Raw genomic sequence first — 25,007 nt, 5'->3', positions numbered from 1 at the left:
CACAGCACCTGACCACGCTGCACTTCGTCGCGCTTGGTACCACGCAGCAGAATGCCCACGTTGTCGCCCGCTTCGCCCTGGTCCAGCAGCTTGCGGAACATCTCGACACCGGTGACTGTGGTCTTCTGGGTGTCGCGGATACCGACAATCTCGATTTCCTCGCCCACCTTGACCACACCGCGCTCGATACGACCGGTCACCACCGTGCCGCGGCCGGAGATCGAGAACACGTCCTCCACCGGCATCAGGAAGTCGCCGTCCACGGCGCGTTCCGGCTCCGGAATCCAGGTGTCCATCGCTTCGACCAGCTTGTAGATCGCCGGCGCGCCCACTTCGCTCTCGTCACCTTCCAGCGCCTTCAGCGCGGAACCGGTGATCACCGGGGTGTCGTCGCCCGGGAAGTCATAGGAAGACAGCAGGTCGCGCACTTCCATCTCGACCAGCTCGAGCAGCTCGGGGTCGTCGACCATGTCGGCCTTGTTCAGGAACACCACGATGTACGGCACACCGACCTGACGCGCCAGCAGGATGTGCTCGCGGGTCTGCGGCATCGGGCCATCGGCCGCGGACACCACCAGAATCGCGCCGTCCATCTGCGCCGCACCCGTGATCATGTTCTTCACGTAGTCCGCGTGCCCAGGGCAATCCACATGCGCGTAGTGACGAATGTCGGATTCGTATTCCACGTGCGCCGTGGCAATCGTAATCCCGCGCGCCTTCTCTTCCGGCGCATTGTCGATCTGGTCAAACGCACGGGCTTCACTGCCGTACTTCTTGCCCAGCACCGCCGTCATCGCCGCCGTCAGCGTGGTCTTGCCATGGTCCACATGACCAATCGTCCCCACATTCACATGCGGCTTCTTACGCTCGAACTTTTCCTTGGACATCTCTCGCTTCCCCGGATCGTGACGCTTTCACAAGCGACGCAGGTTGTACGCTGACTTACACAAAATTGGAGCTCATGACCGGATTCGAACCGGTGACCTCTTCCTTACCAAGGAAGTGCTCTACCGACTGAGCTACATGAGCCTGACTTACCTGGCCAGGGCCGGACCCGAACCGTTCGGATCAACTGGAGCGGGTGATGGGAATCGAACCCACATCATCAGCTTGGAAGGCTGAGGTTCTACCATTGAACTACACCCGCAGAACCCTGGCTTGCCGAACCACCGCCCGCTACAGGCCGCTGGCTTGAAAACCCGATGGTGGAGGGAGGAGGATTCGAACCTCCGAAGGCTGAGCCAGCAGATTTACAGTCTGCCCCCGTTGACCGCTTGGGTATCCCTCCTCGATCAAGCCGCGTATTCTGAACCAGCGCGAAGCACAGCGTCAAGCAGGGATTGCATCCCGCTCGCAGATCACGCGGACACGCGCGCGTGTCACTCATTATCTGCCTATGATTTCCGGTCATACGGTGCGCCTGACGGTTTCCATTCCACGACAGACGCACGTAGAGTGTGCCTATTCAGGACTTGAAGATTCGCGCGTAGAGGCCCATGCCCAACACGACAACGGCGCCCCGCCTGCCGGGTCTGGCCAAGCGTCTCGTGGACGCCGGCCTGATTGCGGAAGATATCGCTGCCCAGATCGCCGAGGAATCGCGCGCTCAGCAGACCCCTTTGATGCCCCTGCTGGCCAGCAAGGGGCAGGTCTCCGAGGCTCGCCTGGCCGAGGCCGCGGCCGAGGAGTTCGGGCTCCCGGTACTGGATTTGTCGTGCTTTGATCCCGAGCTGCTGCCCAAGGATCACCTGAACGAGAAGCTGATCCAGAAACACCACGCCCTGCCGATCATGCAGCGCGGCAACCGCCTGTATATCGCGGTCTCCGACCCCACCAACCTGGGGGCCACCGACGAGTTCAAGTTCGCTACCGGGATGCCGGTGGAGGCCGTACTGGTCGAGGGGCACAAGCTCGACCGCCTGATCGAAAGCGCGCTGAGCGCTGCCTCGTCGCTGATGGACGATCTGGGCGACGACGACCTGGAGAACCTGGCCATCGAATCGGGTGGCGGCGATGACGGCGACACGTCGGATGCCGGGGACGCGGTGGACGACGCACCCGTGGTGCGGTTCGTCAACAAGGTGCTGATGGACGCCATCAACCGCAAGGCGTCGGACATCCACCTCGAGCCGTTCGAGAAGGATTTCCGCGTGCGCTTTCGTATCGACGGCGTGCTGCACGAGATCGCCCACCCGCCGAACACCCTGGCGCCACGTATCACCGCGCGGGTCAAGGTCATGTCACGCATGGACATCGCCGAGCGTCGGGTCCCGCAGGATGGGCGCATCAAGCTGAAGCTCTCGCGCACGCGCGCGATCGATTTTCGTGTCAGCACACTGCCCACGCTGTACGGCGAAAAGATCGTAATGCGTATCCTCGACCCGAGCAGCACCCAGATCGGGATCGATCAGCTCGGCTACGAGGAACACCAGAAGGAGGCCTACCTCCAGGCGCTCAAGCGACCCTACGGGATGATCCTGGTCACCGGCCCGACCGGCTCGGGTAAAACGGTGTCGCTGTACACCGGCCTCGGGATCCTGAACACGGCCGACCGCAACATCTCCACCGCGGAAGACCCCTCGGAAATCAACATGCCCGGGGTCAACCAGGTCAACGTGAACCCGAAGGTCGGGCTGACCTTCGCCAGCGCGCTGCGCGCCTTCCTGCGTCAGGATCCGGACGTGATCATGGTGGGCGAGATCCGCGACCTCGAGACCGCGGAGATCGCGATCAAGGCGGCGCAGACAGGGCACCTGGTGCTCTCCACGCTGCATACCAACGATGCCCCGCAGACCCTGACCCGACTGGCGAACATGGGGGTACCGCCCTACAACATCGCCTCCTCGATCCTGCTGATCATCGCGCAGCGCCTGGCGCGCCGACTGTGCACGAACTGCAAGGAACCGGAGGATCTCCCGGAGGAGGTCCTGCGCAAGGAGGGCTTCACCGACGCCGACATCCAGGCCGGGGTAACGGCGTATCGCGCGGTGGGCTGCGATCAGTGCACCAACGGCTACAAGGGGCGGGTCGGCATCTATCAGGTCATGCCGATCAGCGAAGAGATGCAGCGCGGGATTCTGGAGGGCTACAACTCCATGCAGCTGGCTCAGCAGGCCGCAAAGGAAGGAGTCGAGGACCTGCGCCGCGCCGGCCTGGTAAAGGTTCTGGCGGGGATGACCAGCCTCGAGGAAGTTAACCGCGTGACCAAGGACTAGGGAGACGCCGGAAGGGCTCCGGTTCGGGTCACCAGCACAGGGGGACAGTAGATGGCCGATTCCGGGACAATCTACGCTTGGGAAGGACTGAACAAGAACGGCGACCGGGTCAAGGGCGAGACCCCGGCCGACAGCGAAGCCGTCGCACGCTCCGAACTGCGCAAGAACGGCATCAATGTCGTCAAGATTCGCAAGAAGCCGAAGTCGCTGCTCTCCGGGGGCAAGAAGAAGATTGTCCCCGCGGACATCGCCTACTTCCTGCGGCAGATGACCACGATGCTGCAATCCGGCGTGCCGCTGGTACAGGCCTTCGAGATCGTCGGCCGCGGCAACGAGAAGCCGGCGATGCGCGATCTCGTGCTCAAGCTCAAGGCCGACGTCGAGGGCGGCGAGACCTTTGCCGCCGCGCTGGCCAAGCAGCCCAAGTACTTCGATGATCTGGTGGTCAACCTGGTCGAGGCCGGCGAGCAGGCGGGGACGCTCGAGACCCTGCTGGACAAGGTCGCCACCTACAAGGAAAAGACCGAGGCCCTGAAGGCCAAGATCCGCAAGGCCATGTTCTACCCGGCGGCGGTCATTGTGGTCGCAATCGTGGTTACGGCCATCCTGCTGATCTATGTGGTCCCGCAGTTCGAGGCGCTGTTCCAGGGTTTTGGTGCGGACCTGCCGGTCTTCACCCGCATGGTGGTCGACCTCTCGGATTTCGTGCAGTCCTGGTGGTGGCTGATCCTCGCGATCATGGTCGCGATCGGCTTCGCCTTCGTACAGACCCGGCAACGCTCACCCCGGTTTGCGCGTTTTCTCGATATCGCAATCCTGAAGGCCCCGGCCTTCGGTCCGATCCTGCGCAAGGCCGCGATCGCCCGCTTCGCGCGGACGCTGTCCACGATGTTTTCGGCCGGTGTACCGCTGGTCGATGCCCTCACCTCGGTCTCCGGCGCCACGGGCAACGCGCTGTATCGCGAGGCCACGCTGCGCATGCGCGACGAGACCTCGGCCGGGGCACAGCTGCAGTGGTCGATGCGCAATACCGGGGTCTTCCCCAACATGGTCGTGCAGATGGTCGCGATCGGCGAGGAATCCGGCTCGCTGGACTCGATGCTGGCGAAGGTCGCGGACTTCTACGAGGCCGAGGTCGACAACGCCGTGGACAGCCTCTCGAGCCTGCTGGAGCCCCTGATCATGGTCGTACTCGGCGTACTGGTCGGCGGCCTGGTGATCGCGATGTACCTGCCCATCTTCCAGATGGGTCAAGTCATCTAGGGAAGCCCTGACCAATGTACACACTCGCGTTGGCACCCCAGGTTTTCCGAGACAAGGCGCGCCGTGCAGCGGGTAGTGGTTCTACCCGCAAGCGGCGCAACGCAGGATCGGGGAACCTGGGGTTCCAACCCCACCAATCATTCAATGCAGGGGCTCGGCCGCTTTTGCGCGCGCACGGCGTTGCGGCTCCCTTGTGCAGAATGACTGCACGGCAGTCGCCGCGCCTTGTTCGCACGCAAAAGCGACTCGAGCGCGAGCGTGCACATTGGTCAGGGCTTCCCTAGGATGCTCGGCACGGAAGAACTCCTGTCCCCACCCTGGGCAATCGCGGTCGCAGCGGTATTCGGGCTGCTGATCGGCAGCTTTCTGAACGTGGTCATCGCCCGGCTGCCGGTGATGCTGGAGCGCGGCTGGAACGCCGAGGCACGCGCAATCCTGGAACAGGAGCCCCCGGCGGACGACACCCCATTCGACCTGCTGCGCCCGCGTTCGCGCTGTCCCCAGTGCGAGCGGCCGATCCGCTCGTACGAGAACATCCCCGTGCTCAGCTTCCTCTGGCTGCGCGGGCGCTGCCCAGGCTGCGGCACGAGCATCAGCTGGCAGTATCCGCTGGTCGAGATCCTCACCGCAGTCCTGTTTGCCCTTACCATCTGGCACTTCGGAGCCGACACGACGGCGCTGCTGGCGCTGATCTTCACCGGCGTTCTGATCGCCGCCGCCGGGATCGACGCGCGCACCACCCTGCTCCCGGACCAGCTGACCCTGCCGTTGCTCTGGCTGGGGCTGCTGGTCAATATCCCGGGCACCTTCACCGATCTGCAGTCGGCCGTGATCGGAGCGACCGCCGGTTACCTGGTGCTTTGGCTGATCTTTCACGGCTTCCGCCTGGCCACCGGGAAGGAGGGCATGGGGTATGGCGACTTCAAGCTGCTCGCCGCACTGGGCGCATGGCTCGGCTGGCAGGCCCTGCCGGTAATCCTTCTGCTGGCTTCCCTGGTCGGGGCGATCGTCGGCATCCTGCTGATCCTGCTGCGCGGGCGCGACCGCAACATCCCGATCCCGTTCGGGCCGTATCTCGCGGCCGCCGGGTGGCTGGCACTGATCTGGGGCGATACGCTGGTGGCGTTCTACTTCCCACAGGGGCTCTAGTGTCATGCGGCGGGTCGGACTGACAGGCGGGATTGGCTGCGGCAAGAGCCGCGTCGCCGGGTTGTTTGCCAGCCTGGGGGTACCGGTGCTCGACGCCGACCGGATCACCCGCGAACTGCAAGAGCCCGGCCATGAGCTGCATGCCGAGATCGTCCGCCATTTCGGTCCGGGGCTGCTCGACACGCGAGGACGGCTGGATCGCGGAGCCCTGCGCGCACGGGTCTTCGCGCACCCAAAGGAGCGCCAGGCGCTGGAGGCACTGGTCCATCCCGCGGTGCACGCAGAACTGGAACGCCGTCTGCGTGATCTGCCAGACGCCAACGGCTATGCACTGATCGTGGTGCCGCTGCTGTTCGAGGCCGGGTGGGAGCACGAGTTTGACCCGGTCATCGTGGTCGACTGCGAGCCGGAGGAACAACTCGAGCGGGTCACCCATCGCGATGGCCGCACCCCGGCGGAGGTGCAGGCCATCATGGACTGCCAGTTGAGCCCGGACGAGCGCCGCCGGCGCGGCGACCGGGTGATCACCAACAACCGCACGACCACGGACGAGGATCTGCGCCGGCAGGTGTCCGATCTGCACAATCAGCTGCGAGCCGTAACGGGGAATGGCTAGCCACATGCCCCTGGCCCGCAATAGGGGGAGAGATTGCGCACCGACTCCGATTGCTGGCAAGGACGGGTGGAAAGTCCCCCCCGGAATACTGGATACTGCCAAGGTCGTGTTGCCCCGCAACACCGAGAACCCAAGCCGGACGGGCCGCCCGTGACCCAATTGCTCACCTTCGAACAACCGCTGCACGAACGCGTGCGACTGCTGTTGCGTCTGGAGGCGCTGGCCCAGCGGTTCGGGGATGCCCTGGAGTCCGGCCGGCCTTTTGACCACCACGAGGCCCTGGTCTCGCTGGTCGACATCTATGCCCTGGTCACCCGCGTCGACATCAAGCGCGAACTGATGGGCGAGATCGAGCGCCAGACTGCCAACCTCAACCGACTCACGCACCAGCCGGGCGTCGACCCGGAGCGGTTCACCGAGACCATGCAGGCGCAGAAACGCCTGCACTCCGCCCTGGAAGAACAGGCCGGGGCGCTGGATCATCGGGTGCGTGGCAACGAATTCTTCAACAGCGTGCGCCAGCGCATGGCGCTACCCGGCGGGGCCTTCGATTTCGACCTGCCGATCTACCATCACTGGCTGGCCCAAAGCTCCCCGGAGCGCACCGCACTACTGCTGGAATGGTTCGAGCCATTGAACACGGTAGCCGAGGCGACCATCCAGGTCCTGTCCTATATGCGCCGCTCCGGGCGCTCGGAGTCCGCCATCGCCGAAGACGGCTATTTCGAACGCAGCCTGGACACGAGTCATGCCTGGCAGCTGATCCGGGTCAGTGTCGATCCCGATCTGGGGTACTACCCGGAGATCAGCGCAGGACGCCAGCGCTTCACGGTACGTTTTTTCTCGCCCGAGGATTTCCGCAGCCGCCCCATCCCCGCCGCGCAGGACATCGAATTCCGGCTGTGCTGCTGCGCCCTGTAAGCGGGCTGAACGGGCCCACCGCTCAAACCGCCGTTTCACCAGCCTCCATCCCCAGCAACCCCCGGATGGCCGCGATCCCCTGGGCGCCACAGGTCCGCGCCTGCTCCAGGTCGGACGCACGCATCCCGCCCAGGGCATAAACCGGGACCCCAGCCTCGCGCACCTGCGCGGCGAATTGCGCCCACCCCATCCCCGGCACGCCGGGATGGGAGACCGTGGAATGCACCGGACTCAGGACAGCCAAATCCAGCCCCAGCCGGGCGGCCTCAGCCAGCCCTTCGGCGTCATGCACCGAAGCCGCAACCAGACCCGAGACCGGGGGGCGTTCGTCCAGCTCACGCCACCGCCGCTCGGGGAGATGCCATCCGATACCGGACAGGTCCGCGACCCACTCCCAGGGCGCGTTGGCCAGCAGCGGTATCCCGCGAGCGCGGGCAAACCCGTGGAGTGGTTCGATCAAGGCTCGGTAGTCCGCCCGCCCCAGTGACGGCGCCCGGACCTGCAGCATCGCGCCGTCCATATCCACCAGCGCTGCCTGGACCTGCTCAACCACGGCCGGGATCTCGGCCCGCACCGCAGGGGATGGCGTAATCAAGTAGCGCTGCGGCAGGACCAGGGCCTGGAACATCGGGTGATTGGCAGCGGGGAAATCCGCGGGGTCCAGGGTGGCCGGGTCGCGCCAGGCCCATTCCTGCCCCTCGCGGCCATGCACCTCGCCGGACCAGTCCGTTACCCGGAACACGCGCAGGGCCACGGAACACTCGGCAAAGTCATGGCGCACAGTCAGACACTGAACCCCGGCGCGCACGACAATCCCCAGCTCTTCGTGCAACTCGCGCACCAGGCCGGCAAAGGCGCTCTCGCCGGCATCGATCTTGCCGCCCGGAAACTCCCAATAGCCAGCCAGGTGCCGGCCGGCCAGACGACGGCTGACCAGCACGCGGCCCTCGGCATCGAGGACCAGCCCCACCGCAACCTCCAGCGGCGGAGTGGCACCGGCGGGCTCAGGACCGGTATTCGGCATTGATACGGACGTACTCGTGGGAGAAGTCGCAGGTATACTTGCGGGCCACGGCCTGCCCCCGGCCCAGCGCGATCCGGATCTCGATCTCGTCCTGCGCAAAGGCCTGCTGCCCGGCCGCCTCGGTGTAGTCCGGGGAACGCCCGCCGCCGCGGACAATCTCGACGCCATTGACGGTGATGGCGACCTGCTCGATCACCAGGTCCGCGACGCTGGCGCGGCCGACCGCGGCCAGGATGCGCCCCCAATTGGGGTCGGAAGCGAACAGGGCGGTCTTGACCAGCGGCGACAGGGCCACGGTCTCGGCCACCCGGGCGGCTTCGGCCTCGTCACGGGCCGACTCCACCGCCACGGTCACGAACTTGGTCGCCCCCTCGCCGTCGCGCACGATCGCCTGCGCGAGCTCCAGGCACAGATCTCCGAGTGCGCGCATGAAGGTCTCGCGGTCCTCGGCCGTTGCCAGCGTCGCACTACTGGCGCCCGAGGCCATGCAGACGACCGCATCGTTCGTGGAGGTGTCGCCATCCACCGTAATGGCGTTGAAGCTGGCCCCATTCGCTTCGCGCAGCAAAGGCAACAGTTCGGCTTCGGTGATGGCGAGATCGGTCCCGATGAACCCGAGCATCGTGGCCATGTTCGGGTGGATCATCCCGGAGCCCTTGGCGATCCCGGTCAGCGTCACGGTACCGCCCGAGAGCTCGATACGGCGACTGCCGCCCTTGAGCACGGTATCGGTGGTCATGATCGCGCGGCCCGCCTGCATCCAGCCATTCGGTACCAGCGCCGCATGCAGTGTGGGCAGGACCTTGGTGATCCGCTCGACCGGGAGCGGCTCGCCGATCACGCCGGTGGAGAAGGGCAGCACCGCGCGGGCATCACCACCGACCACTGCGGCGACCGCCTCGCAGCAGGCCCGCGCAGCGGCCAGCCCCGGCTCCCCCGTTCCCGCATTGGCGTTGCCCGCGTTAATCAACAGCCAGCGGCCAGGGCGGGCGGACTGGTGTTCACGGGCCACGACGACCGGGGCGGCGCAGAAGGCGTTGGTGGTATAGAGCGCGGCAATGGTGGCATCCGCGCCGGCATCGATCAGCACCAGGTCGTCGCGCCCGGCATAGCGGATGCCCGCCGCGGTAGTCGCCAGACGGATACCGGGCACCGGCAGCAATGTGTCCGGTGGTTGCAGCCCAACGGCCATATTCACGTGCTCCCGTATACGTTCAGAGCTTGCCGTGGCACTGCTTGTACTTCTTGCCCGAACCGCACCAGCAGGGCTCGTTGCGGCCGAGCTTGGGGCCCTCGCGACGATAGGGGGTGTCACCACTGGCCACCGGCTCGCGCTCCTCCGCCCCGGCGTCCAGCGCACTGTCCGGGTTCTCGTGCTGGAAGTTCATGTCGGACTCGGCCGGGGCCTTTTTCTTCGGCTGCAGCGCCTCGACCTCTTCGGGCGAGCGCAGCTGGATGCGCAGCAGATACTTGATCACGTCGTGCTTGATACGCTCCAGCAGGGACTGGAACATCGCGAAGGCTTCCTTCTTGTATTCCTGCTTCGGGTTGCGCTGCGCGTAGCCTCGCAGCCCGATGCCCTGGCGCAGATAGTCCATCGCGGCCAGATGTTCCTTCCACTGGGTATCCAGCACCTGCAGCATCATGTCGCGCTGCAGCCGGTTCATCGTGGTCTCGCCCAGCTGCTCGCGCTTGCCGGCGAGCAGCGTGCGGGCGTGCTCGATGATCCGTTCGCGCAGCGGCTCTTCGTGCAGGTCGTCTTCATCCTCCAGCCACTGCTTCACGGGCAGATCGATCCCGAATTCGCCGTTGAGTGCCTGCTCCAGACCCTCGACGTCCCACTCGTCCTCGATGGAGCCGGGCGGGATGTACGCGCTGATCTGGGCATTGACCACGTCATTGAGCAAGGCCTCGATCGTGTCGCTGATGTCCTCGGTGGTCAGCAGCTCGGCGCGCTGTTCGTAGATCACCCGCCGCTGGTCGTTGGCGACGTCGTCGTACTCCAGCAGCTGCTTGCGGATGTCGAAGTTGTGCGCCTCGACCTTGCGCTGGGCATTCTCGATCGCGCGCGAAACCCAGGCATTCTCGATCGCCTCGCCCTCCTTCATGCCCAGGCGTTGCATCAGCCCGCGCACGCGCTCGGAGGCGAACACCCGCATCAGGTTGTCTTCCAGCGAGAGGAAGAAACGGCTGGAGCCCGGGTCGCCCTGACGCCCGGAACGGCCGCGCAGCTGGTTGTCGATGCGGCGGGACTCGTGGCGCTCGGAGCCGATGATGTGCAGACCACCGGACTCGAGCACGGCATCGTGGCGCTTCTGCCAGTCCGCCTTGATCTGCTCGCATTTCGCGGTGTCGTCCAGGTCCACTTCGGCCAGCTCGGCGTCCAGCGACCCACCCAGCACGATGTCGGTACCGCGACCGGCCATGTTGGTGGCCAGCGTGATCGCGCCCGGGCGTCCGGCATGGGCAATGATCGCGGCTTCGCGCTCGTGCTGCTTGGCGTTGAGCACTTCGAACTTGATCCCGGTCTTTTTCAGCGCCTGGGCCAGGCGCTCGGAGCTTTCCACGGAAGCGGTACCCACCAGTACCGGCTGTTTCCGCTCGACGCACCACTGGATCTCCTTGATGATCGCCTCGTACTTCTCTTCCTGGGTCAGGTAGACAAGATCCTGCATGTCGTCCCGCACCAGCGGCTTGTTGCCGGGCACCACGACAACTTCGAGGCCGTAGATCGTCTGGAACTCGTAGGCCTCGGTGTCCGCAGTACCGGTCATGCCGGCCAGTTTCTCGTACAGGCGGAAGTAGTTCTGGAAGGTAATCGAGGCCAGGGTCTGGTTCTCGCGCTGGATTGGCACGCCTTCCTTCGCCTCGATCGCCTGGTGCAACCCCTCGGACCAGCGCCGACCACCCATGATGCGGCCGGTGAATTCGTCGATGATCTGGACCTTGTTGTCACGCACCAGATAGTCCACGTCGCGGTGGAACAGGGCGTGGGCGCGCAGCGCGGCATTCAGGTGATGCAGGACCTGGATCGCTCCGGCGTCATACAAGGACTGGTGCTCTTCCAGCAACCCCTCCTCGCGCAGCAACTGCTCGGCCTTCTCGTGCCCATCCTCGCTCAGAAAGACCTGCTTGGCCTTCTCATCGACGTAGTAGTCGCCCTCGCTCTCCTCGTCTTCCTGACGGGTGAGCTGCGGCGGTAGCTTGTTCATCCGCTCGTACAGTTCGGAGCTGTCACCACTGGGACCGGAGATGATCAGCGGGGTCCGCGCCTCGTCGATCAGGATCGAGTCGACCTCGTCGACTACCGCGAAATTGAGACCGCGCTGCACCCGCTGGTCGGCGGAGAACGCCATGTTGTCGCGCAGGTAGTCGAAGCCGAACTCGTTGTTGGTGCCGTAGGTGATATCCGCGGCATAGGCCTCGCGGCGGGTCACCGGTCGCAGGTGGTCCATCCCGCCTTCTTCGGCCTTGTACTCGGGGTCGTACAGATACGAGGCGCTGTCCACGCCCAGCCCGCCGGAGGAGTTGACCACGCCAACGCTCAGCCCCAGGGCGTGATACAGCCGGCCCATCCACGCGGCATCGCGGCGGGCCAGGTAGTCGTTGACCGTGACCACGTGCACACCATCGCCGGACAGGGCGTTGAGGTAGGTAGGGAGCGTGGCGACCAGGGTCTTGCCTTCACCGGTACGCATCTCGGCGATGCGCCCGTCGTTCAGCACCATGCCACCGATCAGCTGCACGTCAAAATGGCGCATGCCAAGGGCATGCACACTCATGGCTCGGCAGACCGCAAAGGCCTCCGGCAGCAGCTTGTCGATGGACTCGCCGTCCTGGGCGCGCTTGCGCAGCTCCGTGGTCTTGTGTTCCAGCTCCTGGCGCGGCAGGGCCTCGGTGGCTTCCGCGAGGGCGTTCACCTGCTCGACCTGCTTGCGATAGCGCTTGATGATGCGGTCGTTGCGACTGCCGAAGAACTTCTGTACGAGCTGCTTGACCATAGGGATCCGCTTGAGGGGGCTTGTATTAAGAGCCAGCCGTTGTCCGAAACCTATCTAGGATAAACCATCCGCCCACCACCTGCGCGGGGGGCGGGTGCCGGAGAGGGTTTCGGATTCAGTCGTCGCTGGGCAGGAAGTCGTAGGGGTTAACGGCCTGGCCCGCCTTGAGGACTTCGTAGTGCAGGTGCGTATCCGTGGCACGGCCCGTGCGGCCCATGCGCGCAATGGTGTCGCCGGCATCCACGCGCTGCCCCGGCTCCACCAGCAACTCCGAGTTGTGCGCGTAGCGGGTGCGCAGACCACCCCCGTGATCGATCTCGACCATCTTGCCGTAGGCATCGCGCTTGCCCGAGAACACCACGATTCCACCACCCGCGGCCCGGATATCCGAACCATGGCTGCCGGCGAAGTCCATGCCGGAATGGAAGCGCCGGGCGCCGGTAAACGGGTCATTGCGGTACCCAAAGGCCGAGCTGATCCAGGCCTCGTCGTCGACCGGCATCAACTGCGGGCGCAGGGCCTCGCGCGAGGCATCCTCGCGCAGTGTGTCGTCGATCAGGGCCACCGAAGCCTGGTGTCGATGGAGCAGGCGCTCCAGGGCGTAGAGGCGCTCATCCATCGCAATGGGTGAATCCGGGCCCTCCAGTTCGGGGCCACCCTGCCCCCCCATCGCGGGCATCAGCTCGGACAAATCCAGGTCAAGGCTCTCACCCACCGAGCGCATGCGCAGGTCGACGCGGGCGAGCTGGCGTTCGAGGACCACCACCCGTTCGGCCAGGTGTTTCAGGCCCTCGTGCGCAACCTCGCGCTCGGCGGCCTCGATCACCGCCTGGTCGCTTCCCGGTACCACCGGTACCTTGATGACCTCGCGCTGCTGCTGTCCCACCCAGTAGGCGGCGGCGACTGCGGCCACGACCAGGGCGAGCAGGGTTACGGAAAGGACAAGGGTGATGCGAAACGGGAGGCGGGTACAAAGGCCATCCGGTCGTAGTACGATCAGTTGCATGCGTTTCTCAATTACTCTTGTACTGTCGGGCTTCGTGGAGGCACGTCGATGATGCCGCGCCCCGCGAACCGCTTTGTCGCGGCGAATCTGAGCGTCCACAGCGACCGCGATCGGGAGCTGGAACGCGCCCTCGCCCCACTGGTGGGGGAGGAGCTACAGCGCGGACGCCTGGCGCTGACCCGGCAGGGAGAGACCCTGATCGCGGTCTGCGCCGATCGCCCACTGGCGACCGAGATCCGCTTCCAGCAGCGCGAGCTGCTCAAGACGCTCGCGGCGGCCGGCATCGAAGGCACCACCGAGGTGCGCATTCGACTCGACAGCACGCCACGTGCACCGCAATCCAAACCGGTCGCGGTTCAACGCGAGATCCCGGAGTCGGCCCGCTCGCTACTGATGCAGACCGCGCGCTCGATCGGCGACCCGGAGTTGGCCGGGGCGCTGGAACGCCTGGCGGCGCTACCGCCGCAGGGGCGCTAGCCCCCGCAGCGCAGGACAGGACCGCCCTAACTGCCAGCGATCGTGGGCGCCAGCTGCCCGAAGGAGATCGGCAAGCGCTCCGAGGGGTCCTCGAAGGTGACCTTTTCCCAGGCCGTCTCGTCCGCCGCGAGCTGGCGAATCAGCTGGTTGTTCAGCGCATGCCCGGACTTGTGCCCGGTAAACGCGCCGATCAGGCTGTGCCCCAGCAGGTACAGATCACCGACCACGTCGAGGATCTTGTGTTTGACCAGCTCGTTGTCGTAGCGCAGGCCGTTCTCGTTCAGGATCTTGTAGTCATCGAGCACCACCGCGTTGTCCAGGCTGCCACCCAGCGCCAGCTGGTTGGCGCGCAGGGCCTCGATATCGCGCATGAACCCGAAGGTCCGGGCACGCGAGACCTCCTTCACGAAGGAGGTGGACGAGAAGTCCAGCTCGGCGCGCTGGCTTCCGTCGGTAAACATCGGGTGTTCGAAGTCGATGCAGAAACCGACCTTGAACCCGTCATAGGGGTCGAAGCGCACCCATTTGTCGCCCTCGCGGACTTCCACGCTGCGCTTCACCCGGATGAATTCCTTGGGGGCGTCCTGTTCCTTGAGCCCGGCGGACTGCAACAGGAACACAAACGGTCCGGCACTGCCGTCCATGATCGGGACCTCGGCGGCACTGACATCCACGTGCAGGTTGTCGATGCCCAGCCCCGCGATCGCGGAGAGCAGGTGTTCCACGGTCGAGACGCGCACGTCTCCCTTTACCAGCGTTGTCGACAAACGCGTGTCGCCCACGTTCTCCGCCCGAGCCGGGATCTCGACGACGGGATCCAGATCGCTCCGGTGGAAGACGATCCCGGTATTCACCGGCGCCGGTCGCAGCGTAAGCACGACCTTTTCCCCGGTATGCAGCCCCACGCCTGTGGCCCGGATGCTGTTCTTGAGCGTTCTTTGTCGAATCAACGCGTATAACCTCTTGCTTTTTCAGGTGCAAAGTGGAGCCCGGGGCCCTCCCGGGCTCCTCATGCACACAACGATTACCGCATTATTGCAAGTTTCCGCCCTCCCTGCATGCGGCCCCCTGCTCAGTCGGCTTGTTTGCGCAGAAAGGCCGGGATATCCAGCACATCAATGCCTTGCTGCTGGTTGTAGTCGACCGCGAGGTTGTCCCCGCCGCGACGCTTCACCGTCGGCTGGTCGAGGTCCACCTCGACGTCGGAGCCGACCGCACGCTTGGGCTGGGCATCGACCACACGCACCTGCGGGCGTTCCTGCTGGGCCGTCTGGGCACCGAGGCCGGTGGCCACCAGGGTCACGCGCAGTTCGTCACTCATCTCGGGGTCGATCACGGTACCGACCACCACGGTCGCATCCTCGGACGCCAGGGCTTTCACGGCCTCGCCGACCTCCTCGAACTCGCCGATTCCGACATCCATGCCCCCGGTGACGTTCACCAGGATCCCGCGGGCACCGGAGATATCGACATCCTCCAGCAGCGGGCTGGCGATCGCGGCCTCGGCGGCCTGACGCGCACGGTCTTCGCCGGTACCGGTGCCGGTACCCATCATCGCCATACCCATCTCGCGCATCACGTTGCGCACGTCGGCAAAGTCGACGTTGATCAGGCCGGGACGGGTGATCAGCTCGGCGATCCCCTGCACCGCACCGAACAGCACGTCGTTGGCGGCCTTGAAGGCATCCAGCAGCGTGGTGTTCTTGCCCAGCACGGTCAGCAGCTTCTCGTTCGGGATGGTGATCAGCGAATCGACCTGCTCGGTCAGCGCCTTGATCCCGGACACGGCCACCTGCATGCGCTTCTTGCCCTCGAACGGGAACGGCTTGGTGACCACCGCGACCGTCAGGATGCCCATCTCCTTGGCGATCTGTGCGACGACCGGGGCCGCACCGGTGCCAGTACCGCCACCCATACCGGCGGTAATGAACACCATGTCCGCACCCTGGAGCAGGTCCTGGATGCGCTCGCGGTCCTCCAGGGCCGCCTCGCGCCCGACCGACGGATCGGCCCCGGCACCCAGGCCCTTGGTGATGTCGCCGCCCAGCTGCAGCAGCGTCTTGGAGTCCAGGCTCTTCAGGGCCTGGGCATCGGTATTGGCGCAGATGAAGTCCACGCCGTCGAGTTGCGAGTGAACCATGTGCTGTACGGCATTGCCGCCACCACCCCCAACACCAACGACCTTGATCGTGGCGTTCTGGCTAAAGGTATCCATCAGTTCGAACGTCATGGCTGCGTCCTCTCGGTTCGTGTGTACATGTCAGTTGTTTGCCTATGGCCGGAGAGCGGTCCGACCCCCATAAACCCGGTCACTCTGATCATCAGAGCTGCCCGGAAAACCAGCGCTTCATGCGCGCCCATACACCCTGGAACCCGCTGCTCACGGGCCGGGCCTCCTGCTCCGCACGCGACTCGCGGGCGTAGAGCAACAGCCCCACCCCCGTCGCGTGGATCGGGTTCTTCACCACATCCAGGAGCCCGGTGACGCGTTGCGGCACCCCCAGGCGTACGGGCATGTGGAAAACCTCTTCGGCGAGGTCCACCACACCTTCCATTCGGGACGAGCCGCCGGTCAGCACCACCCCGGCGGCAATCATTTCCTCGGTTCCGCTGCGGCGCAGTTCCGCCTGCACCAGCTGCAGCAGCTCCTCGTAGCGCGGCTCGACCACGGAGGCGAGCGTCTGGCGCGACAGCCGGCGCGCGGCGCGATCACCGACACCGGGGACCTCGATGCTCTCACCCGGGTCGGCCAGCGTGCGCAGCGCGCAGGCGTACTTGATCTTGAGTTCGTCGGCGTACTGGGTCGGCGTGCGCAGGGCGACCGCGATGTCGTTGGTCACCTGATCGCCAGCGATCGGGATGACCGCCGTGTGCATAATCGCGCCGTGGGCAAAGACGGCGATGTCGGTGGTCCCGCCGCCCACGTCGACGAGGCACACCCCCAAATCCTTTTCGTCCTCGCTGAGCACCGAGTAGCTGGAGGCCAGCTGCTCGAGGATGATGTCGTCCACCCGCAGGCCGCAGCGTTCCACGCACTTGACGATATTCTGTGCCGCCGAGACCGCGCCGGTGACCAGGTGCACCTTGGCCTCCAGGCGTACCCCGGACATCCCGATCGGCTCGCGGATGCCCTCCTGCTCGTCGATGATGTATTCCTGCGGCAGCACATGGAGGATGCGCTGATCGGCCGGGATCGCGATCGCGCGGGCAGCATCGATCACCCGGTCGACGTCGCCGGCGACCACCTCTCCGTCCTTGATCGCGACCACGCCGGTGGAGTTGTAGCTCTTGATGTGAGAGCCGGCGATCCCGGTGTAGACCGAATGGATCTCGCAGCCGGCCATCAGCTCGGCCTCCTCGACCGCGCGCTGGATCGACTGGACGGTGGACTCGATGTTCACGACCACGCCCTTCTTCAGCCCGCGCGACGGGGAGGAGCCGATGCCAATGATCTCGATCTCGCCCTCGTCGGTCAGCTCGCCGACGATCGCCTCGATCTTCGAGGTGCCGACATCCAGGCCGACGATCAGTCCGGGTTCCGACTTCTTTGCCATCATCTTTCTGCGTCCTGTCGTTCGTGTCATCGGGCGTTGCCGCCGTTGTTGTCCGCTTCTTCGGCCCAGGCCACAGCCAGACCGTGCGGATAGCGCAGATCCACTCGCGCAATCGGGGCGTCCTCGCGCGCCCTCAGGGCCGGCGCCGCGCGTACCAGCTGGCCCAGCCGGTTCAGATTCACGTCGCGGCCCATCAGGACCTCGGCCCCGTCGGACAGGTGTATGGTCCAGTCATGCCGCTTGCCCTCGTGCACGCCCACCACCTCGAAACCGGCGTCGGCCAGGCGCGCGGAGACCTCCAGGTAGCGGTGCATCAACACCACCTGACGGCCGTCCTCGCCGGCCAGTGCCGGCAGGAAATCCCATTCGGCGAGATCCACCGGCCCGAACAGGCGCCCATGGCGGTCGACCAGGTGGTCGTCGCCCCACTGGGCCACCGGGACCGGCTCGGTCACGTGGATCTCCAGGGTGTCCGGCCAGCGCCGACGCAGTTGTACGCTGTCCACCCAGGGCATCGCCTGCAGCTCCCCGCGCAGCACCTCGAGGTCCGTACCCACGAAACCCGGTGCATGCGCCCGTACCCGCTCGAGAATCACGTCCGTGTCGGCGTGACGCGGCTCGCCGGTAATCTGGATGGAGCCGATCGGCAGATGCTGATCCGGGTCGAAGTGCAGCCACAGGCTGAAGCCCAGCACCAGAGCCCCGGCCAGTCCCATGCCGGCGAGCAGGCGTAGCCCCGGCCCCGTCATGGCCTGCAGCCGCGACGGCCCTGCCGGCCGCCGCGCGGGTCGCGTTGTACGTCGCGCGTTCAACGCAGCCCTCCGCATTCAAAGCTGGAATCGAGGATGCGCAGGCACAGCTCGTCGAAGTCGATGCCCGCCTGCGCGGCGGCCTTCGGCACCAGCGAGTGGTCGGTCATGCCGGGGATGGTGTTGACCTCGATCAGGAAGTTCTCGCCGTGTTCGTCCTGCAGGATGTCCACCCGGCCCCAACCGCAGCCCTCGAGGGCAGCAAAGGCGGCGATGGCCAGCGACTGCAGCTCCAGCTGCGCACTGCGCGACAGGTCCGGGGGCGGGCACAGGTAGCCGGTATCGTCCGCCTCGTACTTCGCGTGGTAGTCGTAGAAACCGCTCGCCGCGCGAATCTCGATCACCGGCAGGGGCTCGTTGCCGAGCACCGCAACCGTGTACTCGCGTCCGGTGATCCACTGTTCGGCGAACACCTGGCCCGGCTGCACGCGCGCCGCATCAAAGGCGGCCGGCAGGTCTTCAGCACGATCGACCCGGGTGATGCCCAGGCTGGAGCCACCGCGCGCGGGTTTGACGATCAGCGGCAGGCCGAGGGCATCCGCCACCGCCTCCGGATCGAAGCCCGGTGTCAGCAGGCGATACGGCGCACTCGGGAGGTTCGTGCCCGCCCAGAGGCGCTTGCAGGCCAGCTTGTCCATACCCAGCGCCGAACCGAGGACCCCAGTCCCGGTATACGGCATGCCGGCCATGTCCATACAGCCCTGCAACGTCCCGTCCTCGCCGCACTCGCCATGCAGTGCGATGAACACCCGGTCGTAGCCCTCCAGCGCCATGCACCGCGCCGTCTCGCGGGTAAGGTCAACGGCATGGGCATCGACGCCCTGGCGGCGCAGCGCCGCCAGTACAGCGTTGCCACTCTTGAGCGAGATGTCCCGCTCGCCGGACCAGCCGCCCATCAGGACCGCCACGCGCCCGTATTCTTCCGGTTTGCGCCTGCTCATTGCCTTCCCTCGATTGTCTCGTCCATGGGGCGCGGTCGACCCAGCAGCCGCACCTCGGGCTCCAGGCACACACCAAAGCGCCGCTCCACCTCGCTTTGGGCGTGGTGCAGCAGCCACTCGATGTCGGCGGCCTGCGCCGCGCCATCGTGGGTAATGAAATTCGCGTGCTTGGGGGAGATCTCCGCGCCACCGTGGCGCAGCCCCTTCAGTCCCGCCGCCTCGATCAGGCGCGCAGCGTGATAACCAGGCGGATTGCGGAACACCGATCCGCACGACGGCAGACCCAGCGGCTGCGTGCGCGAGCGCTCACGCAGCAGCTCCTTGATGCGCGCCGTGCCGGTGGCCGGATCGCCCGGTTCCAGCTGCAGCACGCAGCCGGTAAACCACTCTTCCGGACCCTCGACGCTGCGATAGCCGATGCGGTACTCGCCCGGCTCACGCTGGTGCTCCTGTCCGTCGGCATCCACGGTGGACACCGACTCGACCAGCGGCCAGATCTCGCCGCCCCAGGCCCCCGCGTTCATGCGCAAGGCACCGCCCAGGGTGCCCGGGATGCCGGCCAGAAATTCACCGCCCACAAGTCCCTGGCGCGCACAGAAACGGGCGGCCTGGGCGCAGGCGAGCCCTGCCCCGAGCCGCACGCGGTTGCCCTCCAGGCGCTCGCGCTCGTTGAGCACCCCGGACAGGTGGACCACCAGCCCTTCGATGCCGCCGTCGCGGATCAGCACGTTGCTGCCCAGCCCCAGGAAGGTGACCGGCATCGCGGGGGCATGACGGGCGTGATCCGCCAGCGCCGCCACCAGGTCGGCCCGGTCCACCGGCCGGAACAGCCAGTCAGCCGGACCGCCCACACGCCAGGAGGTCAGGCCCGCCAGCGGGGCATCGGGCCGTACCTCGCCCCGAGGGGCGTGGGCAAACGGGCCGTTCACCGGTTCCACCACGCGCGCCGCCATCATGTCGCACTCCCGGGGCGTTTCTTCGCCCCCAGCTGGTCCGGCAGCAGGCTCGCCAGCCGGCCAATATCGCCGGCCCCCTGGGTGATCACGACATCGTTCGGCTTCAGCATCCCGGACAGGACCTCGGCGACGTCGGCCGCATGCTCGACGAACACCGGCTCAACCTGCCCGCGCAGGCGGATCGCCCGCGCGAGGCTACGGCCATCGGCGCTGGGGATCGGCTCCTCGCCGGCGGGATAGACCTCCAGCAGGATCAGCACATCGGTCTCGGACAGGGCCTCGGCGAAGTCCTCGAACAGGTCGCGGGTACGGGTGTACCGGTGCGGCTGGAACACGGTTATGCGCCGCCGATCGGGCCAGGCGTCGCGCGCCGCGGCCTGGGTCGCCTCGATCTCGCGCGGGTGATGGCCGTAGTCGTCGACCAGGGTCAGCGGGCCCTGCGCGGTCTCGAGCTCCTGCACCTGGAAGCGCCGCCCGATCCCCTCGAAGCGCTCGAGCGCCGCCTGGATCGCCGCAGGGGCAACCTCCAGTTCGTGCGCGACGGCCGCCGCCGCCAGGGCGTTGAGCACGTTGTGCCGCCCGGGCAGGTTCAGGGTGACCGGGAACGCGGTCTGCCCCGGCAGCTTCAGGTCGAAGAACATGCGCACGCCTTCCTGGCGCACGTTCAGGGCGCGCACATCGGCTTCCGCCTCGATGCCGTAGGTCAGGCGCGGACGCTCCAGTTCGGGATAGAGATCGCGCACCTGCGGATCGTCCGCGCACAGCACGGCGATGCCGTAGAACGGCAGGTGGTGCAGGAACTCCAGGAAGGTCGCGCGCAGATTGCCGAAGTCGTTGCCATAGGTGCCGAGGTGGTCGGCATCGATATTGGTCACGATGCTGATCATCGGCTGCAGGTGCAGGAACGAGGCGTCGCTCTCGTCGGCCTCGGCCACCAGATAGTCGCCCGCCCCCAGATTCGAGTGACTGGCCGTGCTGTTCAGGCGCCCGCCGATCACGAAGGTGGGGTCCATACCGGCCTCGGCGAGCACGCTGGCCACCAGGCTGGTCGTGGTGGTCTTGCCGTGGGTACCGGCCACGGCAATGCCGTAGCGAAAGCGCATCAGCTCCGCGAGCATCTCCGCGCGGCGCACGATCGGAATCCCGCGGCGACGGGCCGCCTGCACCTCGGGGTTGGAGGGATCGATCGCGCTGGAGACGACCAGCACGTCGGCCTCGGCGACGTTCTCTTCGGTATGGGCGGGGGCCACCGGGATGCCCATGCCGGTCAGCCGCGCGACCATCGCCGACTGCCCGAGATCCGATCCGGAGACCTCGTAGCCCAGCTGATGCAGGACCTCGGCGATCCCGCTCATGCCGGAACCACCGATCCCGACACAATGAATACGACGGATGCGGCGCATCGCGTGACGTGGCAGGCGCGGGGTGTTCATGAGCTCTTCCTCCCGCGCCGGGCATGGGCCATCTCCAGGCAGGCCTCGGCCAGACGCTCGGCAGTGTCAGGGCAGGCCTGTTCGCGGGCCAGGCGGGCCCGCTCGCGCAGGGCCTCGCGCCCCAGCGGACGTACGATCTCGGCGACCCGCTCTGGCGTCAGATCGGTATCGGCCAGGCGCCAGGCCGCACCCGCCTCGACCAGAGCACGGGCATTGGCGGTCTGGTGATCATCAACCGCATGCGGATAGGGCACGAACAGGGCCGGGACACCGGCCGCCGCGACCTCGGCCACAGTCAGCGCCCCGGCCCGGCAAATCACCAGATCCGCCCAGCCATAGGCCTCGGCCATGTCTTCGATAAACGGGGTCACCTCGTATTCCAGCGCGGTCTCGGCATAGGCCGCGCGGGCCTCGTCCAACGTACGCTCCCCGGCCTGGTGGCGAATCACCATCGGCTGCGCGTCGCGGGCCTGCTCGAGCCCCGCCGGCACCATGCGGTTCAGCGAGCGCGCCCCAAGGCTGCCACCCAACACCAGCACCCGCAGCGGGCCCGAACGCTCGTCGAAGCGCTGCTCCGGCTCCGGCAACGCGGCGATCTCCGCACGGACCGGATTGCCCACCACGGTCACGGTGTGACGCTCCGGGAAGGCGTGATCGAAGCCCGCATAGACCCGGTCCGCGATACGCGCCAGCCAGCGGTTGGTCAGGCCGGCGACGGCGTTCTGCTCATGGATCGCCAGGGGGCGCCCCAACGCAGCGGCCATCAGGCCGCCGGGGCCGGCCGCAAATCCGCCAAAGCCGATCACCGCGGCCGGACGCAAGCGGGTAATCAGGGCCAGCGCCGCCCACAGCGAGATCCCGAGGCGCCAGGGCGCCAGCAGCAGTCCCGCCAACCCCTTGCCGCGCACGCCGCTGATCGGGAGGGTATGCAGCTCGATGCCCGCCGCAGGCACCAGACGCGTCTCGATCCCGCGCGCGCTGCCCAGCCAGAGGACCTCGACGCCACGGGCGCGCAGGGCGTCGGCGACCGCCAGCCCCGGGAAGACGTGTCCACCGGTACCGCCGGCCATGATCAGGATGCGCAGGGGATTGTTCATGCCCGCCCCCTCTTGCGCCGCGGCGCTGTCGACTGGCGCGGGGCCGGGATCTGCGCCTCGCGATAGACCCGCATCACCAAACCGATCGCCATCAGCGTGACGATCAATGAACTGCCGCCGTAGCTGAGAAATGGCAGCGTCATACCCTTGGTCGGCAGCAGCCCCATGTTCACCGCGAGATTGAGCGCACTCTGCAGCGCCAGCCAGATCGCGACACCAAAGGCCAGGTGCGAACCAAATGCATGCCCGGCACGCTCCGCCCAGAGCCCAATCTTCACGCAGCGCCAGACCACGACCGCAAACAGCGCGATCAGTGCGATCACACCGATAAAGCCAAACTCCTCGGCGAAGACCGCGAACAGGAAGTCGTTATGGGCCTCCGGCAGGTAGAACAGCTTCTGCACGCTGTTGCCCAGACCGGCACCGAACCAGCCGCCAGACCCGATCGCGATCAGCGACTGGGTCAGCTGGAACCCGGTCGCGAACGGGTCCTGCCAGGGGTCGAGGAATGCGGTCAGGCGCGCGACCCGGTAGGGCGCAGCCACTGCGACGAAGGCCATACCCACCGCGATGGTCGCGCCGAGCGCGGCGAACTGCCACAGCTTGGCGCCGGCCAGGAACAGCATGCCCATACCGATCGCCAGCATGATCGCCGCGCCACCAAAGTCGGGCTGCAGAAGCAGGAGTACTGTCCCGAAGCCCAGCACGACCAGCGGGCGGACAAAACCGCGCAGGTGCAACCGCAGGGTCGAGTAATGACGCACGATGTAGCCGGCCAGGTACATGACCACCAGCAGTTTCACCGGCTCGGCCACCTGGAGGTTGAACATGCCGATCGGGATCCAGCGGGTCGCGCCGTTCACGGTTCGGCCCACGCCCGGGAGCAGGACCGCAATCAACAGCACCATCACCAGGATCAGCAGCCAGGGACCGGCGCGCTCCCAGCGCTCCAGCGGGATCGCCCACATCACGGTCGCCAACGCCAGACCGATGGCGGCGAACAGGACCTGGCGCTGGAAGAAGTGCCAGGTGTTGCCATAGTAGCGCTCGCCCAGGTCCATCGAGGCCGAGGCGACCATGATCAGACCGAGCCCCAGCAGCAACGCGGCCGCGGCCAGCAGCGGCAGGTCCACGCTGTTGCGCAGTCCATCGAGCGAGTCGCGCGAGGGCAGTCCGAGGGGCAGCGATCCGGTACTCATGCCGCTCGCTCCCGCACGGCCCGCGCGAAGTCGTTGCCGCGGGCCTGATAGTTCTCGTACATGTCGAGGCTCGCGCAGCCCGGCGAGAGCAGCACGGTGTCTCCGGGCTGCGCCCAGGCCGCGGCCTGTGCCACGGCGGCGGTCATGTTGTCCACCCGCTGGACCGGCACCACCGAGGCCAGGGCCCGGGCAATCAGCGGAGCATCCTCGCCGAGCAGCACGACGCCCCGGACCTTGCCGGGCACGTAATCCGCCAGCGGCGAGAAATCCTGCCCCTTGCCCTGCCCACCGGCGATCAGCACCAGAGGCCCCGGCGTACCCCGTAGCGCGGCCAGGGTCGCGCCCACGTTGGTGCCCTTGGAGTCGTTGACGTAGTCGACCTCGGCCACCCGCGCGATCCACTGCGAACGGTGCGGCAGGCCCGCGAAGTCGGCCAGCGCAGCCAGCGCCTCGCTACGCGCCTGCGTTGATTCCAGCCACGGCCAGGCCAGCGCCAGCGCGGCCAGGGCATTGGCCCAGTTGTGCTGTCCGCGCAGACGCAGGCGCGCGGTGGACAGCAGGCGTTCCTCGCCACGCACCAGGTCCGGCTCGGCCGCGCCCGTCGTCACGCCGAAGTCGGTCGCGGCCAGCGGGGCATCCAGCCCGAACGAGACCACGCGCAGACCGGCCGGCAGGGGCAGCTCGCGCAGCCAGGGGTCATCGCGATTGAGCACACCGCGAGCGGCACGGTCGAGGATGCGGGCCTTGGCCTGGATGTACGCGGCCAGATCCGGGTAGCGATCCATATGGTCGGGCGAGATATTCAGGATCGCGGCGCCATCCGGCACCAGGTGCTCGCTGCGTTCGAGCTGGAAGCTGGACAGCTCCAGGACATAGACCTCCACCGCCGGGTCCAGGAGGTCCAGCGCCGGGGTGCCGAAGTTGCCGCCGATCGCGACCTTGCGACCTGCGGCTGTCAGGATCTCGCCCACCAGGGCGGTGACCGTGCTCTTGCCGTTGGAGCCGGTGATCGCAATGACCGGGGCCTGCGCCACTGCCGCAAACAGGTCAATGTCGCCGGTGATCGCCGCGCCAGCGACCCGGGCCTGTTCGACGGCCGGGTGTTCCAGCGGGACCCCCGGCGAGACGATCAGGCGGGCATAGCCGGAGGTATCAAGACCGTCCAGCGGTCCGGCCCAGGCCTCGGACAGCCACGCGGCGGCGGCCCCGGCCGCCAGGGCCGGTGGGTCGCGGCGCGTGTCGGTGATCGCAAAGGCCTCGCCGCGCGCACGCAGGAATCGGGCGACGGACTGCCCCGTCGCTCCGGTTCCCACGATCAGATTGTGCGGCTGTGGCTTCGACATGGC

Annotated in this window: 21 protein-coding genes and 3 tRNA genes; 6 read left to right on the top strand and 18 right to left on the bottom strand. The window is 66.7% G+C overall.

Features of this window, described 5'->3' with window-relative positions; genetic code table 11:
• The 4 genes from tuf to F468_RS0110505 all read right to left on the bottom strand — a co-directional run.
• Positions 1-887: elongation factor Tu (tuf, locus tag F468_RS0110520; RefSeq protein WP_018995109.1), on the bottom strand; the 887-nt coding region annotated here is incomplete at its 3' end.
• A 66-nt stretch (positions 888-953) separates the two neighbouring features.
• Positions 954-1,029: transfer RNA gene (locus tag F468_RS0110515), tRNA-Thr, on the bottom strand.
• Positions 1,030-1,073: 44 nt separating this feature from the next.
• A tRNA-Gly gene (locus F468_RS0110510) sits at positions 1,074-1,147 on the bottom strand.
• A 56-nt stretch (positions 1,148-1,203) separates the two neighbouring features.
• Positions 1,204-1,288, bottom strand: a tRNA-Tyr gene (locus F468_RS0110505).
• 208 nt (positions 1,289-1,496) lie between these two features.
• On the opposite strand from F468_RS0110505, the gene pilB reads away from it, so the two are divergent.
• The 5 genes from pilB (at position 1,497) to zapD (ending at position 7,164) form a co-directional block, all read left to right on the top strand.
• A complete protein-coding gene (gene pilB, locus F468_RS0110500; protein WP_018137562.1) occupies positions 1,497-3,215 on the top strand; it encodes a type IV-A pilus assembly ATPase PilB in 1,719 nt (572 codons plus the stop codon).
• A gap of 51 nt (positions 3,216-3,266) precedes the next feature.
• The gene (locus F468_RS0110495; protein WP_018137561.1) at positions 3,267-4,478 is read left to right on the top strand and encodes a type II secretion system F family protein; all 1,212 of its coding nucleotides are present in this window, start codon (positions 3,267-3,269) and stop codon (positions 4,476-4,478) included.
• Positions 4,479-4,763: 285 nt separating this feature from the next.
• Positions 4,764-5,627: an A24 family peptidase gene (locus tag F468_RS0110490; protein ID WP_018995108.1), complete on the top strand. Its 864-nt coding sequence runs from the start codon at positions 4,764-4,766 to the stop codon at positions 5,625-5,627.
• Between the two features lie 4 nt (positions 5,628-5,631).
• Positions 5,632-6,243, top strand: a complete 612-nt coding sequence (gene coaE / locus F468_RS0110485) for a dephospho-CoA kinase (protein WP_018995107.1) — start codon at positions 5,632-5,634, stop codon at positions 6,241-6,243.
• Positions 6,244-6,393: 150 nt separating this feature from the next.
• Complete coding sequence (zapD, locus tag F468_RS0110480; protein WP_018649096.1) at positions 6,394-7,164, top strand: cell division protein ZapD; 771 nt, start codon at positions 6,394-6,396, stop codon at positions 7,162-7,164.
• Between the two features lie 22 nt (positions 7,165-7,186).
• Here the strand turns inward: zapD and F468_RS0110475 are convergent, their stop codons facing one another.
• The 4 genes from F468_RS0110475 to F468_RS0110460 all read right to left on the bottom strand — a co-directional run bounded on the left by F468_RS0110475 (position 7,187) and on the right by F468_RS0110460 (position 13,195).
• Positions 7,187-8,188 (bottom strand): Nudix family hydrolase, encoded by a 1,002-nt coding sequence (locus F468_RS0110475; protein WP_018995106.1) that lies wholly within the window; start codon positions 8,186-8,188, stop codon positions 7,187-7,189.
• On the bottom strand, positions 8,169-9,380 hold the full coding sequence (gene argJ, locus F468_RS0110470; protein WP_018138017.1) for a bifunctional glutamate N-acetyltransferase/amino-acid acetyltransferase ArgJ: 1,212 nt from the start codon (positions 9,378-9,380) through the stop codon (positions 8,169-8,171). Before argJ ends, F468_RS0110475 begins: the two co-directional genes overlap by 20 nt.
• A gap of 22 nt (positions 9,381-9,402) precedes the next feature.
• Positions 9,403-12,189, bottom strand: coding sequence for a preprotein translocase subunit SecA (gene secA, locus F468_RS0110465; protein WP_018995105.1), 2,787 nt, complete (start codon positions 12,187-12,189; stop codon positions 9,403-9,405).
• A gap of 115 nt (positions 12,190-12,304) precedes the next feature.
• A complete protein-coding gene (locus tag F468_RS0110460; RefSeq protein ID WP_018138015.1) occupies positions 12,305-13,195 on the bottom strand; it encodes a M23 family metallopeptidase in 891 nt (296 codons plus the stop codon).
• A gap of 48 nt (positions 13,196-13,243) precedes the next feature.
• Between F468_RS0110460 and F468_RS0110455 the strand changes: the two genes are divergently transcribed.
• Entirely contained in the window at positions 13,244-13,672 is a 429-nt protein-coding gene (locus tag F468_RS0110455) for a DciA family protein (RefSeq protein ID WP_018138014.1), read from the top strand.
• A 26-nt stretch (positions 13,673-13,698) separates the two neighbouring features.
• On the opposite strand, the gene lpxC is transcribed toward F468_RS0110455, so the two are convergent.
• The 10 genes from lpxC to murD form a co-directional block, all read right to left on the bottom strand.
• Positions 13,699-14,622 (bottom strand): UDP-3-O-acyl-N-acetylglucosamine deacetylase, encoded by a 924-nt coding sequence (gene lpxC, locus F468_RS0110450; protein WP_081601195.1) that lies wholly within the window; start codon positions 14,620-14,622, stop codon positions 13,699-13,701.
• A gap of 122 nt (positions 14,623-14,744) precedes the next feature.
• Positions 14,745-15,902 (bottom strand): cell division protein FtsZ, encoded by a 1,158-nt coding sequence (ftsZ, locus tag F468_RS0110445; protein WP_012983557.1) that lies wholly within the window; start codon positions 15,900-15,902, stop codon positions 14,745-14,747.
• A gap of 91 nt (positions 15,903-15,993) precedes the next feature.
• Positions 15,994-17,229 carry a cell division protein FtsA gene (gene ftsA, locus F468_RS0110440; RefSeq protein ID WP_018174839.1) on the bottom strand — a complete coding sequence of 412 codons (1,236 nt, stop codon included), beginning with the start codon at positions 17,227-17,229 and terminating at the stop codon, positions 15,994-15,996.
• Between the two features lie 23 nt (positions 17,230-17,252).
• Positions 17,253-17,975, bottom strand: a complete 723-nt coding sequence (locus tag F468_RS0110435; protein WP_018993160.1) for a cell division protein FtsQ/DivIB — start codon at positions 17,973-17,975, stop codon at positions 17,253-17,255.
• A 59-nt stretch (positions 17,976-18,034) separates the two neighbouring features.
• Entirely contained in the window at positions 18,035-18,976 is a 942-nt protein-coding gene (locus tag F468_RS0110430; protein ID WP_018138010.1) for a D-alanine--D-alanine ligase, read from the bottom strand.
• Positions 18,973-19,932 carry a UDP-N-acetylmuramate dehydrogenase gene (gene murB, locus F468_RS0110425; protein ID WP_018995103.1) on the bottom strand — a complete coding sequence of 320 codons (960 nt, stop codon included), beginning with the start codon at positions 19,930-19,932 and terminating at the stop codon, positions 18,973-18,975. The genes F468_RS0110430 and murB overlap by 4 nt, the downstream gene beginning before the upstream one ends.
• Positions 19,929-21,365 carry a UDP-N-acetylmuramate--L-alanine ligase gene (gene murC, locus F468_RS0110420; protein ID WP_018995102.1) on the bottom strand — a complete coding sequence of 479 codons (1,437 nt, stop codon included), beginning with the start codon at positions 21,363-21,365 and terminating at the stop codon, positions 19,929-19,931. Before murC ends, murB begins: the two co-directional genes overlap by 4 nt.
• Positions 21,362-22,462 carry an undecaprenyldiphospho-muramoylpentapeptide beta-N-acetylglucosaminyltransferase gene (gene murG, locus F468_RS0110415; protein WP_018995101.1) on the bottom strand — a complete coding sequence of 367 codons (1,101 nt, stop codon included), beginning with the start codon at positions 22,460-22,462 and terminating at the stop codon, positions 21,362-21,364. Before murG ends, murC begins: the two co-directional genes overlap by 4 nt.
• Complete coding sequence (gene ftsW / locus F468_RS0110410) at positions 22,459-23,661, bottom strand: putative lipid II flippase FtsW (RefSeq protein WP_018138006.1); 1,203 nt, start codon at positions 23,659-23,661, stop codon at positions 22,459-22,461. Before ftsW ends, murG begins: the two co-directional genes overlap by 4 nt.
• Positions 23,658-25,004, bottom strand: a complete 1,347-nt coding sequence (gene murD / locus F468_RS0110405; protein WP_018993163.1) for a UDP-N-acetylmuramoyl-L-alanine--D-glutamate ligase — start codon at positions 25,002-25,004, stop codon at positions 23,658-23,660. The genes ftsW and murD overlap by 4 nt, the downstream gene beginning before the upstream one ends.
• Positions 25,005-25,007: the final 3 nt, after the last annotated feature.

Source organism: Thioalkalivibrio sp. ALJ2 (genome assembly GCF_000378325.1).
GTDB lineage: Bacteria > Pseudomonadota > Gammaproteobacteria > Ectothiorhodospirales > Ectothiorhodospiraceae > Thioalkalivibrio.
The sequence above is the reverse complement of the archived record's forward strand: the minus strand, read 5'-3'. Positions and strand labels throughout refer to the sequence as shown.